At 42.1% G+C, this 17,491-nt stretch carries 10 protein-coding genes and 1 pseudogene; 5 read left to right on the forward strand and 6 right to left on the reverse strand.

Annotated elements, in window-relative coordinates; all coding sequences use genetic code 11:
* Window positions 1–4: 4 nt before the first annotated feature.
* The 3 genes from E0E36_RS04515 to E0E36_RS04525 all read right to left on the reverse strand — a co-directional run bounded on the left by E0E36_RS04515 (window position 5) and on the right by E0E36_RS04525 (window position 5,750).
* Window positions 5–3,544 carry a SusC/RagA family TonB-linked outer membrane protein gene (locus E0E36_RS04515; RefSeq protein ID WP_242627123.1) on the reverse strand — a complete coding sequence of 1,180 codons (3,540 nt, stop codon included), beginning with the start codon at window positions 3,542–3,544 and terminating at the stop codon, window positions 5–7.
* A gap of 268 nt (window positions 3,545–3,812) precedes the next feature.
* On the reverse strand, window positions 3,813–5,024 hold the full coding sequence (locus E0E36_RS04520; protein WP_130854884.1) for a FecR family protein: 1,212 nt from the start codon (window positions 5,022–5,024) through the stop codon (window positions 3,813–3,815).
* A gap of 153 nt (window positions 5,025–5,177) precedes the next feature.
* A complete protein-coding gene (locus E0E36_RS04525) occupies window positions 5,178–5,750 on the reverse strand; it encodes an RNA polymerase sigma factor (protein ID WP_013664239.1) in 573 nt (190 codons plus the stop codon).
* A 256-nt stretch (window positions 5,751–6,006) separates the two neighbouring features.
* Here E0E36_RS04525 and E0E36_RS04530 point away from each other — a divergent pair, with 256 nt between their 5' ends.
* Window positions 6,007–6,774 (forward strand): SDR family NAD(P)-dependent oxidoreductase, encoded by a 768-nt coding sequence (locus E0E36_RS04530; RefSeq protein ID WP_130854885.1) that lies wholly within the window; start codon window positions 6,007–6,009, stop codon window positions 6,772–6,774.
* Window positions 6,775–6,931: 157 nt separating this feature from the next.
* Window positions 6,932–7,522: a Crp/Fnr family transcriptional regulator gene (locus E0E36_RS04535; protein WP_130854886.1), complete on the forward strand. Its 591-nt coding sequence runs from the start codon at window positions 6,932–6,934 to the stop codon at window positions 7,520–7,522.
* Between the two features lie 73 nt (window positions 7,523–7,595).
* Here the strand turns inward: E0E36_RS04535 and E0E36_RS04540 are convergent, their stop codons facing one another.
* Both E0E36_RS04540 and E0E36_RS04550 read right to left on the reverse strand, forming a co-directional pair.
* Window positions 7,596–8,045, reverse strand: a complete 450-nt coding sequence (locus E0E36_RS04540) for an SRPBCC family protein (RefSeq protein WP_013664236.1) — start codon at window positions 8,043–8,045, stop codon at window positions 7,596–7,598.
* Window positions 8,046–8,472: 427 nt separating this feature from the next.
* Window positions 8,473–9,108 carry a LysE family translocator gene (locus E0E36_RS04550; protein WP_130854887.1) on the reverse strand — a complete coding sequence of 212 codons (636 nt, stop codon included), beginning with the start codon at window positions 9,106–9,108 and terminating at the stop codon, window positions 8,473–8,475.
* Window positions 9,109–9,303: 195 nt separating this feature from the next.
* Here E0E36_RS04550 and E0E36_RS04555 point away from each other — a divergent pair, with 195 nt between their 5' ends.
* Together E0E36_RS04555 and E0E36_RS04560 are read left to right on the forward strand one after the other, a co-directional pair.
* Window positions 9,304–11,724 carry a TonB-dependent receptor gene (locus tag E0E36_RS04555; protein ID WP_130854888.1) on the forward strand — a complete coding sequence of 807 codons (2,421 nt, stop codon included), beginning with the start codon at window positions 9,304–9,306 and terminating at the stop codon, window positions 11,722–11,724.
* Window positions 11,725–11,978: 254 nt separating this feature from the next.
* Window positions 11,979–14,468 carry a glutaminase family protein gene (locus tag E0E36_RS04560; protein ID WP_130854889.1) on the forward strand — a complete coding sequence of 830 codons (2,490 nt, stop codon included), beginning with the start codon at window positions 11,979–11,981 and terminating at the stop codon, window positions 14,466–14,468.
* Between the two features lie 205 nt (window positions 14,469–14,673).
* Here E0E36_RS04560 and E0E36_RS04565 read toward each other — a convergent pair.
* Window positions 14,674–16,197, reverse strand: a pseudogene (locus E0E36_RS04565) (IS1182 family transposase); the annotation flags it as partial.
* Between the two features lie 271 nt (window positions 16,198–16,468).
* On the opposite strand from E0E36_RS04565, the gene E0E36_RS04570 reads away from it, so the two are divergent.
* Window positions 16,469–17,461 (forward strand): right-handed parallel beta-helix repeat-containing protein, encoded by a 993-nt coding sequence (locus E0E36_RS04570; RefSeq protein WP_130854890.1) that lies wholly within the window; start codon window positions 16,469–16,471, stop codon window positions 17,459–17,461.
* The last annotated feature ends 30 nt before the right edge of the window (window positions 17,462–17,491 follow it).

Consider the following 17,491-nt stretch of genomic DNA (forward strand, 5'->3'; position numbering starts at 1 on the left):
GTTTTTAAAAAGTTAGGTTTACCCCCAAAGTGAATATTCTTGGTGCCAAGCTACCTATACCATTGTCATTAACGGTTTCAACATCCCAATACCGCCAATTCTTATCTTTGTACCATACGGCCGCATTCCGAACCGAACCAAAAACTCTTATATTTTCGATGTGGTAGCGCGAGATTAACTTACTAGGTAATGCATAGCCCAAACTTATATTGTCCAACCTGATGAAAGATCGGTCGAATACTCTTTGGGGAGCGTTAAGACCCGCAGGTCCTTTCGATTCTAATCGCGCCCAAAAATCACTTGGGTTTTCCGGTGTCCAATAAGGTTTCTCATAAGTATTTGCCAAGCCCTGGCTAATCGTTGAGGTTCCGTTATCCTGATTCAGATAAGCCCCGTTCGTGCTCTTATGCCCCCAGTATGAATAGATATTAAAAGAAAAGTTAAAATTTTTATAAGTGAAATTGTTCCGTAGCGACCACATAATAGGCGCCTGCGTTTGCCCCAAAAACTCTTTATCATTATCGTTGTAGACAGGACGCATGCTCCCGTCTGCATTCTGGATATCATCGGCGGTATAATTATTGGCTACTTTAGGATCGCCGGGACGTTGTCCGTACCGGGCGGCTTCGTCTATTTCATCAACCTGCCAAATTCCGGTTACTTTATAATTCCAGATAGCGCTGATAGGCTGGCCAATAAACCATCCATTTCCAATGTCGTCTACTTCTTTGTTGGCCACCACATTACCATTCGCATCCAGCACATCCTGATATTGGTAATACAGGTGCTTAATGGTGTTTTTATATTTTGAAAAACCAAAAGAAGTGCTCCAACTAAAGTCCTTTTTCATGATGTTCTGTGTATTGATGGCTATTTCGAATCCATTGTTTTGCACTTCACCCAAATTGGTAGTAATGCTGGTAAAACCCGAAAAATTCGGTAAAGACTGGTTCATGATCATGTCGGTGGTGGACATTTGAAAATAATCCAAGGTCGTTGCTATACGATTATCCAGAAAGCCGAAGTCCAAACCGATATTGAACGAAGCGGTTTTCTCCCACTGCAGATCCTTGTTGGCTAAGCGGTCTATCCGTAAGTACTGATACTGTATATAGTCGCCATTTGCGTTGATATAGCCCTGCGTGCCCACACCATTGGCTAAGTTGGCCAATGCAATATAAGGGTTTGCAAGCGAACGATTGCCATTTTGTCCGTAAGACAGGCGCAGTTTCCCATTACTCATGGCATTCCAATTAAAGAAATTTTCTTTGGTAAACGTCCAGGCTAATCCGGCAGACAAAAAAGTAGCCCGTGGATTGGAGGTACCAAATGCCGAGTAGCCATCCCTGCGTACCGAACCCGTAAACATATACTTATCGTCATACGAATAGAAAAGGCGGGCCAACATACCGTCTGCCGTTTGCCGACTGTCTTCGGTATCAAATTCACTTCGCAACCTGTCTCCACCACTCGTTTCATGAAAGCCCAACGCATCGGTAGGTGTTATATTCCGGGCCCTGATAACATCCCACCAGTATCGCCGCTCTTCCGCTTCCTGCACCAGGGTTATATTTACTCGGTGCTTTTCGGCAAAGGTTTGCTCCCAGTTAATCGTGTTATTGATCGACCAGTCAAAGCGTTTACTGTTTTCGCGATCTACCCCCGCATTATTAGAAAGCGGGTTCCAATCCGGGTGTGTTGATGAAGCAAAATAGCGTTTGTAGAACCACTGATACCTGGGCGAACCATTAAATGAATAGGTAATGTTAAAAGGCAGTTTTATTTTAGCTGTGAAAATGGAATTTAACACGGTATAGCCACTTTCCAGATCTTGGAATTGTCTGTCAAAATCATAATTATAGCCTCTAATAAGCCCCGTAAGACCGGAACCCTGCGGGTGTACTTCGAGGTTCCCGTTCTCATCTCGATAAGACCCAAAAGGGCTATTTAACGTGATAGCTCTACCCCAATCCGTGGCGATGTTTCCGTCCGTACGATCCTGAAAATTTATATTCGCACCAATATTTAACCAGTCTGTCACCTTACCATCTACTTTGAGGTTCGACCGTACAGCCCGGTAATTGTCGCCTACGATAACACCCTGATTAGACAAATATCCGGCGGACATATAATAATTTATCTTATCGCTGGCACCGGAAATACTCACATTATGATCTTGATTAAAACCGTTACGGAAACTATGATCGTACCAATCGAAGGTCTTTCCGGCAAGATAATTCGTTAATACATTATGATCGAGACCGATCCGTCTGGCAAATATTTCTTCATTGGAAGCATCGGCTCCGTTAACGGAATAAGCTCGCCAATCGGCCTCCGTTATTCCATATTTAGCCAGCATTTCGGGGGTCAGTTTTTCATAATAACCAGGCTTACCTTTAGCAGGTAGAGCGTCGGTACTACCGGACATATAAGGCTCGTAATTACCTGTAGTCGGATTGATGTCATACGTACCGGCGATGTACCAGTCTTGCCTGTATTGTAAATACCCCTCGGGGCCCCAAACCGGTCGGTTGGCACCCATCGTTGAAAGTCCTAGGTTTGAGGTAAAATTAATTTTGGGCTTTCCCTGCTTTCCTTTTTTTGTGGTAATGATGAGTACCCCGTTAGCAGACTGCGCACCATAGACAGCCGCTGCCGAGGCATCTTTCAATACATCGATCTGTTCAATATCGTCCGGATTAATTTCGGATAGCTCGCCATAGAAAATCACCCCATCCAAAATCAACAAAGGAGAGTTATGGTTCGCTTCCGTATATACTGAACGCTGGCCACGTATGTTGATACTACCACCGTTTTTTGCTGATGCATCCAGTCCAATCGTTAAACCGGGTGTACCCCTTAAAATATCTTGAACGGTACGCGGATTTTCATCGGCAATTTCATCCGGTTTCAGCTGTGTAATCGCCCCGGTTAGGTCACTCTTTCTGGCAGTACCGTATCCCACCACCACTACTTCATCGAGGTCACTCAATGTTTCCTTCAAGGTAACATTTATCGTTGTGTTGCTGTTAAATGGCACTTCTACCGGGGCATAACCCATTAGGCTGAAAACGAAGATACCGTTGGCTAGGGAAGTTTTGATTTCAAAAACACCATTTTCATTGGTTTTTGTACCTGCGGTTGTGCCTTTAATGCTCACGGTTGCCCCCGGTAATGGGGTGTTGTGTTCATCGGTCACCCGTCCGGAAAAACTCCGTAGCTGTAAGGGGCTTATCTGTGTTGCAGTCACCTGAGGTTTTTTCCTGATGGTAATAATCCCATCTTCCAATGACCAGGCAAACCCATTTTCATCTAATATAACACGCATCGCGTCAACAAAATCCACCTGATTCAATTGAGCGGTAATGCGTCTATCCGCTATATTATCTCCACGAAACAAAAATGAATACCCATGTTGTTTTTGAATTTCCAGTAATACCTCGCGAAGCGTTTTATTACGGGCATTTAGCGTAACAGTTTGTGCCTTGGTTTCGGCCATAACTTGTATGGTAAAGGCGACCGTTAAGAGAAGCGCTAATTTCATAGTAAGTAATAATCGGTATCTATAGGGGCAATAAAATACCCTTATACGTGATGTAAAAATCATATATTTGTTTAGTTTGGCTTTTAAAAATTGGTTTTTCGGCAGCTTCAGGAAGAATGTGCCGAATATCAAAATCCAGACAGAATGAGCGGGTGATGTCGTTACCATCATCCGCTTTTTTTGCGGATATATTTGATCAGTTTGGTTTTATGTTTCTATCATGGTTACTCCTCTTTTTTGGGTTTTCTATCTAATGAATTGGTTAATTTTATCGTTGTTCTCCGAAAACAATCAGTTGTTTTCTTTGCCCTTTTTGGACGACCTTAAATTTCAACTCGCTCTTTTCAAGCGCTTTTAAAACAGCACTTAATGGTTTGTTGCGGTCGATATAAGCAAATAGGTTAGCCTCTGGTCCCGTTCCTTCATAAATTACATCCAAGTCGTACCATCGTGCCAACTGCGTAATGGCTACGGCTGTAGGCGTTCTATTAAAATAGAAAAAGCCATCCTTCCAAGCAGTATACGCTGCAATATCTACCTTGGATTTGGTGATTCGCCCGTTACCCAGCCTTCCTTGTTCACCGGGTATCAATATTATCGTTTTATTCAGGGAAGCAGTGCCTTCGGATTTTGCGGACCAAGACAAGCGTATCTTACCATCCACCAAGGTGGTCTTGGTTTCATTTTCATCTGGATAGGCAGTGATATTAAATTCTGTACCTAAAACTTCAATCTCTTGGTTTTTGCTAAGCACCTTGAAGGGTCTTTGACGGTCATTTTTGATGTCAAAATAAGCCTCACCACTGATCTCCACAATACGCTCTTTGCCAATAAAATTACTTGGATACTTAATAGTAGAAGCAGCATTGAGCCAGACTTTAGAACCGTCGGGTAAGGTCATCCGATAGGTTCCGCCTCTTGGTGTAGAAAGTTCCAGTGTAGAATTCGTTTGCACTGTTCTACCTACGTCGGGTAACACCGCGAGCGATGAACCATCTTCATAGGTGATTTGGCCATTTTCAATAATAATTCCCGATTGCCCGGTGCTCAAATCTATTTTCCGACCGTCTGTTAAGGTAAGAAATGCATTATTGCCGCCGTTTGATATATCTTCAGCTGCGATTTCGTGCACTTGGTGTACCTCTTGATTATAGGTATACCAGATGCCAGCAAATGAGATAATCAATATGGCCGCTGCATAGGGAAGTATGCGCCTTATTCGCTGACGGAAATGCAGGTTCCTGATGGACGCCTCCTGCTGCGCAATGGCAGCTTCCAAACGAGCATCGTCTGCTACCGATCGCCTTGGAATCGCATACCAATCCCGAACATGAGTTTCGAGGCTTTCCTCGTCAATCACTTTGTTTAAGAGTTCCCAATTGGCAGGATCTGCAGCAGCCCAAGCCATGAGCTCAGCATGCTCAGCCTCCGTGAGAATGCCTTTTAAGTGCTTGTAAAGTAATTGACTGATCCGTTCCATTTTTTTCTGTCTATTTGTTGGTTAGGGGTACAGATAATATAGATACGGATGCAGAGGATAAACCTTACCAAAAAAATTCATTTTTTTATTAGGTCGTTGATAATGCATAGGGAAGATGCGATCATCCAAACCAAATAATAACGTTGATGATGATTATGGTAGCTTGGCGAGCCACAAGAGAAATAAAAGATTTCCCTTCAATAATTTGCGGAGGGTACTTACTGCCTTTGATTTCTGGGTGAATATCGATGACTCCGTCATGCCTGTTTCGCTTACAATTTCATCGGTAGTCTTGCCTTCAAGGAAACTCTTTCGGAAGACGTTTTGCTGACTAGGAGGCAGTTTGTCCACCGCTTCCTCAATTTGTTGCAATAGTTCAGCGTATAAGATACGATTATAAACTTCGGGAGCTTGTATTGCAAGGTCATCTATATTTTCCGGTAAGTACTGCATAGGGCGCGTGCGGCTGCTCCGCAAATTATCAATACAAGCATTGCGTGTAGCGATGTAGAGAAAAGCTTTAATTTGCTGCTCCGTACGAATCTGCTGGCGGTTATTCCACAGCTTGAGCATGCTATCGCTTGCAATCTCTTCCGCCAATGCGTGGTTATGCACATACGAAAAGGCAAAATGCTGTAGCGGCCGCGAGTAATAACGGTAAACTCCGTCAAACGTTTTCCGTTCTCCAGCATTAAACGCATTGATATCCACTACAAAAGAGGGCATAGGTCAAATTGATTCTGATAGCTAAATCTCAAATGTCGAAAAAAAAAGTGAAACCGAAAAATTTGACAAAAGCAGCTCCTCTTAGTTCTAAATCGATTTATAAATTCCGCCGTACTCGGCTTACGCAAAAATATTCTAGTCGATTTAACACTTGTCTATTTAGGGTCTAAGTGACATTTATCACGTAAATTTTGTGGCAAATGTCCTTGTCATGACTTGTAAAAGTATCTGACCTTTGATTCATAAAAAGTAAAATATGAAATTAAAGGATAAAGTAACTGTAGTTACCGGAGGTAACAGCGGTATAGGTTTCGGAATTGCAGAGGCGTTGAAAAACGAAGGTGCTGTGGGCGTTATCACCGGGAGGAACCGAGAAACGCTCGACCAATCTGTTAAACACTTAGGGAACAGTTTTATCGGACTCCAAGGTGATGTGACGAAGTTGGATGATTTGGAACGTATATTTAAGACTACATTCGATCATTTCGGCAAAATTGAGGTGCTTGTCGTCAATGCAGGGGGCGTTGCTGACGGTGCCAAAATGGGTGCTATTACCGAAGTTGAAGAAAAGGATTACGACCATTATATGGATCTGAACTTAAAAAGTCTCTACTTTACCGTTCAAAGAGCACTTCCTTTTATGAAAGATGGGGCCTCAATCGTGCTTATCGGCTCAAGTGCTGCACACCGTGCGGCCCCTGGAATGGCGATATACAGCGCCGCTAAAGCAGCTGTTATATCCTTAGCCAAAGGGATAGCGTTGGACTTAATAGCCAGAAAAATTAGAGTAAACGTACTTTCTCCGGGAACAATCGATACCCCCGTATTTAGTAAACTGGTATCGCAGGAAGAGGTTGATCATGTTAAACGACTTTGGGTAAATCTTATACCTGCCGGGAGGATTGGTCAGCCCTCGGATATCGGAAAAGCTGCGGTATTCCTAGCATCTGATGATTCATCCTTCATCCTCGGTTCTGAGATTTTGGCGGATGGAGGCATGACAAATATCAGCTTGATGAAATAACCAACCAACAAACGTGCGCATATAATCTCTCCGGATTTTAATATGCGTACATTTGTGTCAATATATATAATGTAAAAAGAATAAGACATTTCATAAGATCGTTCAGGCCTTGATTTTTTTATCTGATTTTAAATAGCTTTGTAAAAAGCTGTTAAAAATGTTAGAATCTTTAGCTGCCTATCTGGCTGAAAGGGGTGGCCTAAATAATGAAGAAATAAAGCGGGTTGAGGGCGTTGTGGTCCCGAAAAAACTTCGCAAGCGTCAATACTTATTACAAGAGGGAGATATCAGCTTTTATAATTCCTTTATTGCCAAGGGATGTCTAAGGCTTTATCAAGTAGGGAGGGACGGTTCCGAGCATATTTTAAGATTCGCGATCGAAAACTGGTGGATAAGCGATTATGAAAGCTATAATTCAGGCCTTCCTTCCAAGTATAATATTGAAGCGCTTGAGGACAGTCTATTGTTAATGATTCACAGAGATAAGTTTGAGGAGCTCGTCGAAACAATCCCTGCTTTTAAAAAACTGAGAGAAACACTTGATGCCAAAAATTTTGAAGTAAACCAAAAAAGAATCCTTAGCAATATTAGCGAAACTGCTGAAGAAAAATACGATAACTTCATCCAATCTTGCCCGCAGATTTATAGTCGAGTCCCTTTGCACATGATCGCGTCTTTTCTGGGCGTTTCGCGAGAAACACTTAGCCGCGTGCGGCAGCAATATGCCAAAAACTCCACCAATAAATAATTAGATGATAGCCTGCTATTCATTCTTTAAGCGTGGAAAAATGAATAGCAGGCTATTATTCTATATGAGCAAACTATGCATCTGGAATTTCAGGTTCAACTAACTTAATCAACTTATCTAAAGATTCCTGCCAGCCCAAATAGCACATTTCTGCCGGTATTACAGCAGGTATTCCTTCCTGTAATACTTTTAATTCCGTACCTACGGATGTTTTGTTAAGCCACACGGAGGTTGTCATGACGCCCGGTAAATTGGGATCGTCAAATTTATCAGAATACTTTAAAAACTCATTGGTTTTCAATTCTAAATACTCTCCGCCAAAAGAGTGACTATTGCCCGTGCTAAAATTTTGAAACGACATTTTAAAGGAACCGCCTACGCGGACGTCCATATCATGTACGGTACAAAGAAAACCGTAGGGGGGTAACCAAGAAGCGATTGCCAAAGCTTCTGTGAAAGCGCGATAAATTTTTTCCGGGGATGCTTTAATAACTCGGTGCAATGATACCTTATTTTCTGACATAACCTTATTTTTTACGTTATTCCTACTCGTTTGGCTTTTCGGATCGCCCGTTTTTTAGGTGGTTGCTGCTCCACCTTGGCGTAACTAATTGATCAATTTTGCCTTTAACAAATGTCATAACAAAATTCCATCTTAAAGAGGGGGTGATGCGACAGTTTAGTGGGCGGTTTATGCCGTTAGGGTAAGGATTGCCAAATGATGGATTACTATAATTGATCGATGGCTGCTTGGACACAAGTTAGCTTCCGAATGCACATAAAGCTATCGGCTTTTAATATCGAGACGATTATTGCGGATATCATCATTTAGTAAAACACGCTGCTTTAGTACAAAGTCGTTAAAGTTGCGAGCGGCTTTATGCCTCTTGTATGGAATGTAATAAGGACCTATAGACGAATAAATGCTTAGCGAATTCGCTAAACGTATATTATTTTGCTTTTGAAAAAGCCATTTTTATAGCCAAACCGGTAAGTACACTCGCCATAAACCACTTTTGAATTTTCAACCAAGTAGGTTTTCCGGAAAAAAAAGCGGCTACCTTTGCAGCGGATAGAACAATAATAAAATTAATACCAAAACTTACTATAATCTGTGTAAATCCTAGCTGCAGGCTTTGTGCGAGGACAGAGCCGTATACAGGTTTTATAAACTGTGGAAAAAACGATAAATAGAATACTGCCACTTTAGGATTAAGTACATTCGTTAGAAAGCCAACCGCAAATAATTTCCCGGGTTTATCTAAAGGGAGGTGCGAACTTGTTTCAAATATATTCTTGCTATTTGGCTTAATCGCTTGAAACGCTAGATATAAAAGATATATAACGCCTAATGTCTTTAAGATTGTATAAGCAAACGGCACGGCAAAAAGGATTGCTGTCAGCCCATATGAAACCATTATAATGTGAAACAGAAAACCGCAAATTACACCTACAAGAGATATTAATCCAGCTTTTCGTCCTTGTGTTAGCGTTCTTGAAATTAAGTAAATCATGTTTGGCCCTGGACTAACGACCAATATGAGCGCGGCTAATGCAAAAAATAAAATTTCGTTAAAAGGTATCATCACATTTTAGGTTAAAGATCTATATTTTTTGCTTTTAAAAAAAGAAAAAATTGCTGAGAAGCTGTTTATCCCGTACAAAGTAATCTCGTTTTCCGATAAAAATTTGCATTTAAAAGTATTCGCTCTATATTTGCGCATATTTTTAATCAGTCTAAATAATATATTATTTCAACTGATTTATCTTGCCAAATTGATATGAAGAAAACTTTATTCGTTTTAGTCGGCCTGTTCATTACTGCGACCACTCTTTGCGCTCAGCAAACATTTTCTGTTGAAGGATCGGTATTTTCACCAGATAATCTCCCTATTCCAGGTGCTTCTATTACTATTTTGGAAGGCAAAACAGTCAAGGGAAAAACACCCTCCAATAGCGAGGGTACATTTGTATTCAATGCCGTTAAAACCGGACATTATAGAATAGAGATCTCTGCATTAGGTTTACAAAAAACCACATTGGATATTAAAGTTGAGCATCAAAATTTGGTTTTGCAACCAACTATTTTGCAATCTAATGAAATAGCAATTGATGAAGTTGCTGTATACGGGAAATACTATCAAAATTATAAGTTAGATAGCCTATCTGGTTCTTTACGATTAAAGACTTCTATTTTAGAATTACCACAAAATATCCAGGTTATTTCATCCGATATTATGGCTGATCAGCAGGTATTTGATATCGTAGATGGCATCACCCGCAATATTAGTGGTGCAACACGTCAGGGACATTGGGATAATCAATACGCGAATATACGTATGAGAGGGTCAAAGATCCCAGCCTTTCGAAATGGAATGAACATTGAAGCATCTTGGGGGCCTACGGCAGAAGACGCATCCATGATAGAGCGCATAGAGTTTGTCAAAGGACCGGCAGGTTTTATGCTCGCTAGCGGCGAACCCGGTGGGTTTTATAATGTGGTAACCAAAAAACCTTCGGGCCGGCAAAAAGGGTCAGCAACGTTTAGCATGGGAAGTTTTAGCACCTATCGCGGTGCCTTGGATTTTGATGGCAAGTTAAGCCAAAACGGAAAATTACTCTATAGGTTAAATGTAGCCGCTCAACAAAAAGATTACTTTACAAAATACAATTATAATAATAGAGTTGTGGTAGCCCCTGTCTTAACCTACAAAGTAGACACCGCTACTTCCATCACCATTGAATATACTTATCAAGGATCAAAATATCTGACGAACGGAAACTATACTTTTTCTCCTAAGCAATTTGCAGACCCTGACATCGATAACGACTTTTTTTATGGCGACCCTTCCTTTGAACCAGGCAAATTAAGAGACCATAGCGCCTATCTCTATTTAGATCATAGTTTAAACTCCAAATGGAAGCTGCATGCACAATTAGCATATTTCAATTTTAATATGACTGCTAACAGCACTTGGCTAACTTATATGAAAGAAAATGGAGATATGCCTCGTAACTGGAGTATCGCTGATGAAACGGGAGAAAACAGATTTGCACAATTTTCTTTTAATGGGGAAGAAAGAACGGGAGGCATCAGACATCGGATATTAGTCGGAGGTGATTTTGGCAACAAAAAATTCTGGGGTGATTTCAGAGAAATCTTAAAATCGCTACCCATAGAACTCAATGTGTACAACCCCCAGTATGGCATTTCGGGATCGGCATTTCCGGTGATCGACCGATCACAAAGTACCAAAGTGAGAGCCGGTGGTAGCAATTATGTTTCATCGGTTTCGTATATGTCCTTCTATGCACATGACGAATTGGCTTTCTTAGAAGATCAGCTTCGTCTTTCGCTAGGCTTAAGATTTACGAACGCCGAAACGGTTGGCAGAACAGGAGCGGCGGATATTAAGGACAACGTCTTGAGTCCACGGGTGGGGTTAAGTTATTCCATCGATAGAGCAACAAGCGTTTATTCTTTATTTGATCAATCTTTTGTTCCCGTTTCGGGAACAGATTGGGAAGGTAATGCCTTCAAACCGATTCGTGGTAACAACATCGAATTAGGGCTAAAAAGAGAATGGTTTGGCGGTAGATGGATTTCTACCCTCAGTGCATATACCATTAAAAGACAAAACCAACTTGTCACCGACTACGACCATCCTATGCCCGGTGGTAGCGCGCAATTCTTCCAAAAACAAGAAGGAGAAGCAAAAACACAAGGAATAGAGATGGATATTTCCGGCGAAGTGGTCCGCGGTTTAAATGTTAATGTGAATTATGCATTGACAGATTCAAAGATCACTAAATCAACCGACGAATCCGTCATCGGAAATATAACACCTAATACTGCTAAACATACAGCAAATGCGTGGCTCAGCTACCGTATACAAAAAGGCGTGCTAAAAGGATTTGGTTTAATGGGGAGTGTACAGACTATGTTTGACCGTGCAATTGGAACTACAAAGGAAGCTAACTTCAAAAATTATGTAAGAACGGACGGAGGATTATCCTATCAAAAGAAAAGATATATGATCTCTTTCCTTATCAATAATTTATTGGACAACAGATCTTTGTTAACAGCAGGGTCCTTTAACAAAGCAAATGCAGAGTCTCAGGCCCAAGGAGGTGTAGATTATTACTCTTATATCGTGGAAGCGAGACGAAATATGCGTTTAGGAATTATGTATAAATTTTAAAAACCTTGGCACGGAAGGGGGGCACCGCAATTTGCGGCGCCTCCTTCCGTGTCAAGTGCTTACTCACTCCTTAAACTTTTCGCTAACATAAATACCTTACCGGCTTGCTGTAACGAATCCCTCGTTTTGAAATAAATAAGCAGTTATGAGACAAATCAGCTAAATCTTGAAACGACTTTGCTAAATCGGGTTAGCATTATGTAGTAATTTTACAGGCATCATACAATTAAAACGCTCAATACCCGATAATCGAGATGAACAAATTAAAAAAATTGAAGGCTTGGAGCTTATTGGCTTGTTTAATTACCATAGGCCAGGTCCAGGCACAACATAGAAAAGCCCCTGCTTATCCGCTGATTACGCACAATCCTAATTTTAGTATCTGGTCAACTACCGATCAGTTGAACGCATCTACCACCAAGCATTGGACAGATGCTGATCATTCGCTTTTAGGATTGATCGACGTGGACGGCAATATTTATCGTTTTATGGGGAAAGAAGAACCCAATTATAAAACGGTACTCAATACCTCTGACGAAGAAGCCTATACCGTGCAGTATACAGAAAAGGAGCCGACAGGAGCGTGGACAACTTCCGACTATGCTGCAAGCGACTGGAATTCGGGCGCTGCTCCTATTGGTGATGACGAAAAAAGTGTAAAAACCCTATGGAAATCTCGCGATATCTGGGTTAGACGTACGTTCAATGTAAGCAAGCCCGAAACTATTGACGAGCTCTTATTGAAATTGAACCACGATGACAATATTGAGGTATATCTGAACGGTAAAAAGGTATATGAAAAAACCGGATGGACCAATAACTTCCACTATTTACCGATCAGTAAAGCCGATCTAAAAACCGGAGAAAACCTCCTAGCTATCCACTTGAAAAATACTGCAGGCGGTCGATTCTTAGATTTCGGACTAGTAGATAAGCGGAAGGAAACCACTAAGATTCAAACGGCCATACAAAAAGATGTGGAAGTTACCGCAACGCAAACCATATATACGTTTGAAGCAGGGAAGGTAAATCTGAACCTGACCTTTACCTCACCACTACTCATGAATGACCTGAGTTTGTTATCGCGCCCTGTATCTTACATCACTTATGGTGTAAGCGCCAACGATGGAAAAAAACACGCGGTAAGGCTTTTTCTTGGTGCATCGTCCAATATTGCGGTATATCGACCGTCGCAGGAAGTAGTTGCTGAAAAGTATACCGCTGATCAATTATCAGTGCTCAAGACAGGGACCGTTGAGCAAGCCGTTCTGCAAAAAGCGGCGGACGATATGCGTATTGATTGGGGATATTTCTACGTTGCGACGCCGAAAGCGAAAGGCGTAGCGCAATTTATAACGCCTGCGACAGTTGCCGTAGATGCCTTCAAAAAAGGTTCTGTAGTGTCTACGGCGTCAAAAGGGAAATTGCTATCACTAAATACAGTAATATCTTTTGGTACGGTAGGTAAAGCGGAAGTACAGCGATTTATAGAAGTAGGCTATGATGAGATTTATGCTATTCAGTATTTTCAAAATAACCTTCGGCCATGGTGGAACAACAGCGGGAAAGAAAGCATCGAAAAGCAGTTGAATAATGCGGCGAACGATTACCAATCTGTGATGAAAAAATGTGCGGCATTTGACCAACAGGTTTATGCCGACGCGCTGAAGGCGGGAGGTAAAGATTATGCGCATCTTTGTGTGCTTGCCTACCGTCAAAGTATTGCCGCACATACACTGGTCAAGAGCCCTCAGGGCGAGTTATTATGGCTGTCTAAAGAGAACAACAGCGGCGGTTTCATTAACACCGTCGATGTGACCTATCCCTCAGCACCGCTATATTTGATTTATAATCCTGCGTTATTACAAGGAATGTTAAGTGGTATTTTTTATTTCAGCGAAAGTGGTAAATATCCGCATCCCTGGGCCGCGCATGATTTAGGGACCTATCCATTGGCCAACGGCCAAACTTATGGAGAACCCATGCCGGTAGAAGAGTCGGGAAACATGATTATTTTAACAGCGGCAATTACCAAAGTGCAAAACAATGGCAATTACGCCAAGAAGCATTGGAAAAGCCTTACGACCTGGGTTGATTACCTGGTAAAAGAAGGCCTCGATCCTAAAACCCAGTTATGTACCGATGATTTTGCCGGTCATTTAGCACGTAATGCTAACTTGTCGGTCAAAGCCATAGTGGGTATTGCCTGCTACGCACAAATAGCAGAAGCATTGGGTGAAACAGCAACCGCTAAAAAATATCGAGCCATTGCGGAATCTATGGTGCCTAAATGGATTGAGATGGCTGATGCCGGCGATCATTACGCACTGACTTTCGACAATAAAGCTACATGGAGCCAGAAATATAACTTGGTTTGGGATAAGGTGTTAGATTTGAACCTATTTCCGCAGAAAGTATACGATACTGAAATCAGATATTACCTTACCAAGCAAAACAAATTCGGTATACCCTTAGACAGTAGAAAGGCCTATACTAAAAACGACTGGATTTTATGGACTGCAACCTTTGCGCCTACTCGGAAAGCATTTGAAGCGCTAGTAAAACCCGTTTACACCCATGCAATCGAGACAGAATCGCGTGTTCCATTGAACGATTTTTATGATACAAATACCGGTATCCGCGAAAATTTCAAAGCCCGGAGTGTGGTAGGCGGTTTTTATATGAAACTTTTAGCCGATAAATTGAGAGTAGATTCGTCTCTACAAGGGGCAGAGAAACGATAATACAAAAGGGTGAAAGTACGCTAAAGAAGGCGTCTAAAAAGGGCGCCTTCTTTTTTTATAAGGGCTGTGGTCTGTAATGGTTTTAGGAGAGGAGATTGGCCTATGCCGCCAGCGGTTGATATAGGTACTTTATCCATGACTGGTCATAAATAAGGGGATTATTGTATTTAGGTTCGTCGTTTGGTCCGGAGGAAGTTGTTTTCAGGAGTTTTTTCGACCATTTTCTCAGGTTATGTCCTATACACATCAGGGCAAACTCAACATCTACCATTTCAAGTCCCTTCATGGAGAACCTGTTGAAGTGGTTGTTGCTTTTCATCTGGCCGAAGACGGCCTCCACTTCTATGGGGCGTTTGCTCCGGTGGTATTTTCCTGTTTCAGAGGTTAGACGTTCCCGTGCCCTGGCCTTCAGTTCGTTCAAGCGGTGGTTGACTTCGATTGTCCTGTTGCCTTTGGCCTTATGGCATTCTCCCCGCATGGGGCAGCCTTCGCAGCGCCTGGCCTGATAATAGCTCACCTGGGAGCCATATCCATTGGTGCTCTCCCGCTTACCCTTACCGGCAAAGGCCATCTTCTGTCCCATGGGGCATACATAGAAGTCTTCCTCTTTATTATAGTACAGGTTCTGCAAAAGGAAGGGGTTGTTCTTCTGTGCGCGTTTCTGCTCTTTATGGAAGTAATTGTACTTGACATAACCCTCTATTTTCTTTGATTCCAGCATCTCATAGTTCTCTTCACTGCCGTAACCCGCATCGGCCACCACTACATCACTCTGTCTGTCATAGCGTTCTTCAAAGCCCTCAAGGTGGTCTTTCAGCGTAGTGGTATCGGTGCTTGTCCGGTGGATACTGTAGTGGGTGATGAACTGTTCTTCCGTACTGATCTGGGTGTTGTAGGCCGGTTTGAGCTGCCCGTTCTGCATATGGTCGTCTTTCAGCCGCATGAAGGTGGCATCCACATCGGTTTTGCTGTAACTGTTCCTTTCTCCCAGCGCCGCCAGTTGCTTCTCATATTTTTCCAGCCTTGGAAGATGCTCTTCCCGCAGCTTTTTAAGCTGTTTTTGGGTAGGCTTTGCGGCTTCTTTGAGCTTTTCATTCAACACCGAAAGTCTGTCCCGCAGTTCAGTGCTGTCAATTGGACGGGGTGTTTCATCCCTGTTCAGTTCCGATTGGTCCTGTCCTATCTGTGATTCAATGTCCCGGAGGACCGACTGTATTTTATTTTCCAGTTTGGCTTTGTTCTTTTCCACTGATCTTTTCCATACAAAAGTGTAACGGCCTGCTGCCGATTCGATCTTCGTGCCGTCCACATACTGTACCTTCAGGCTCACATAGCCCAGTTCGGCAAGCATACGGACAACTTCGGCAAAAAGCCCCTGGATATGCCCTTTGAGCCTCTTGCCCCGGAAGTAGTTGATTGTCCGGTAATCCGGTGTGCTGTGCCCCGATAGCCACATGAAATAAATATTCTCCTGCAGGGCCTGTTCGATCCTGCGACAGGAATAGATATTGCACAGATAGGCGTAGAATAGCACTTTCACCAGCATACGGGGGTGGAAACTTGTCGTGCCGCCACCTTTGTATTGCCCTATGATGTGATCAATGTTCAATTTATCAACCACTTCGTTAACCAGACGTACTGGGTGATTGACAGGGATTTTTGCAAAAATATCTTCCGGAAAAAGACTCGGACTGTTGGACGGTAATGCTTTGAATAGTATGTTTGCCATATTGTTTGGGTGCACCTAAAAATAACCATTTTTTAGGACAAACAATAAAAATCCCCGACACTTTTCCGTATCGGGGATCTTTTTTAAAAGGCTTTTTAGACAGCCTCTTTTTTTAAGCAATGAAATCTTTAGAATCATTATTTACAGCACATCTAAAGTGGCTGTAAATGAGATAAATTGATGAAATTTTGAAGCAAATTAAGAAACATATTAATTAATTACGCTTGTAGATTTGAGTCAATTATTTAATAACCACATAAAAACCAATATTATGATGAAGTCTTACTTGTCAAAAGTGGCATTGCTGATTTTTGTATTCGCTTCCTGTGGAAAATCAGATATGTTAAAAGAGCGTCCGAATGTTATTGCTAACGGAATAACTGCTCAGGAATCGGCGTTAAACCAAGCTGCAACGATACGATACTTACCCGCCCAGAATGGTCCGGATGAAACAAGCGCTTTACAGGCGCTGATCGATCAATCTGTCGCCGGAGATATCATTATTATTCGTGCGGGAAACCATTATTTCAGCGGCACCGTACATATTAATAAGAGCGGGTTAACCATTCGCGGAGAACATAATGGAAGCGATCCTACAAATTATATGCGTAAGGCGGCTACGGCGTCCGGGCAGGGCGTTTCGGTACTTGATGTAGATGTTAATATTGTCAATACGGTTATCGATTGGATTTATGTCGATGGTGGTATGCTTCCCGAGCCTAACATACGCGTTTTCGGAAATGACACGAAAATTTATAACAGTCACTTCCGCAACAGCGGGCATTCAGGTATTTTGATCCACAATGCCAATCGAATCTGGATCGAAGGGGTGAAAACTTACTATAACTATGTAGTAGGCATTTCCCAGTGGGGCAGTTCAGATAACCGTATTAAAAATTGTCAAACTTACGAAAATGGGGGAGAGGGTATCACGATCGATGGCGGATCTCATAATTGTTTTGTGGAAAATGTTTGGATTTACAAAAACAATACGCATAAACGGGGTGTCGGAGCTATCGGTATTGACGCAGCTAACGGTGCTAATATTTTCAATTGTACAATCGACCAAACCAATGGGCATGCGGTACGGTTTCAGAATAACTTAAATCAGCCGGACGATGGTTGTCAGGTATATAATAATATCATTACCAACAATCAAGGTTGTGCTATTAGTATGCGTCATCCCCAGCTGGTTACCAATTTTGGGCAATGGGGAAATACCATGACTAATAATACGGGCGGATCTATTTGTAGTGAACCCTGAAGCTTAAAAACTATAATCAAACCCGAGTGC

The organism is Olivibacter jilunii, from assembly GCF_900607235.1.
In the GTDB taxonomy this organism is placed as follows: domain Bacteria; phylum Bacteroidota; class Bacteroidia; order Sphingobacteriales; family Sphingobacteriaceae; genus Olivibacter; species Olivibacter oleidegradans.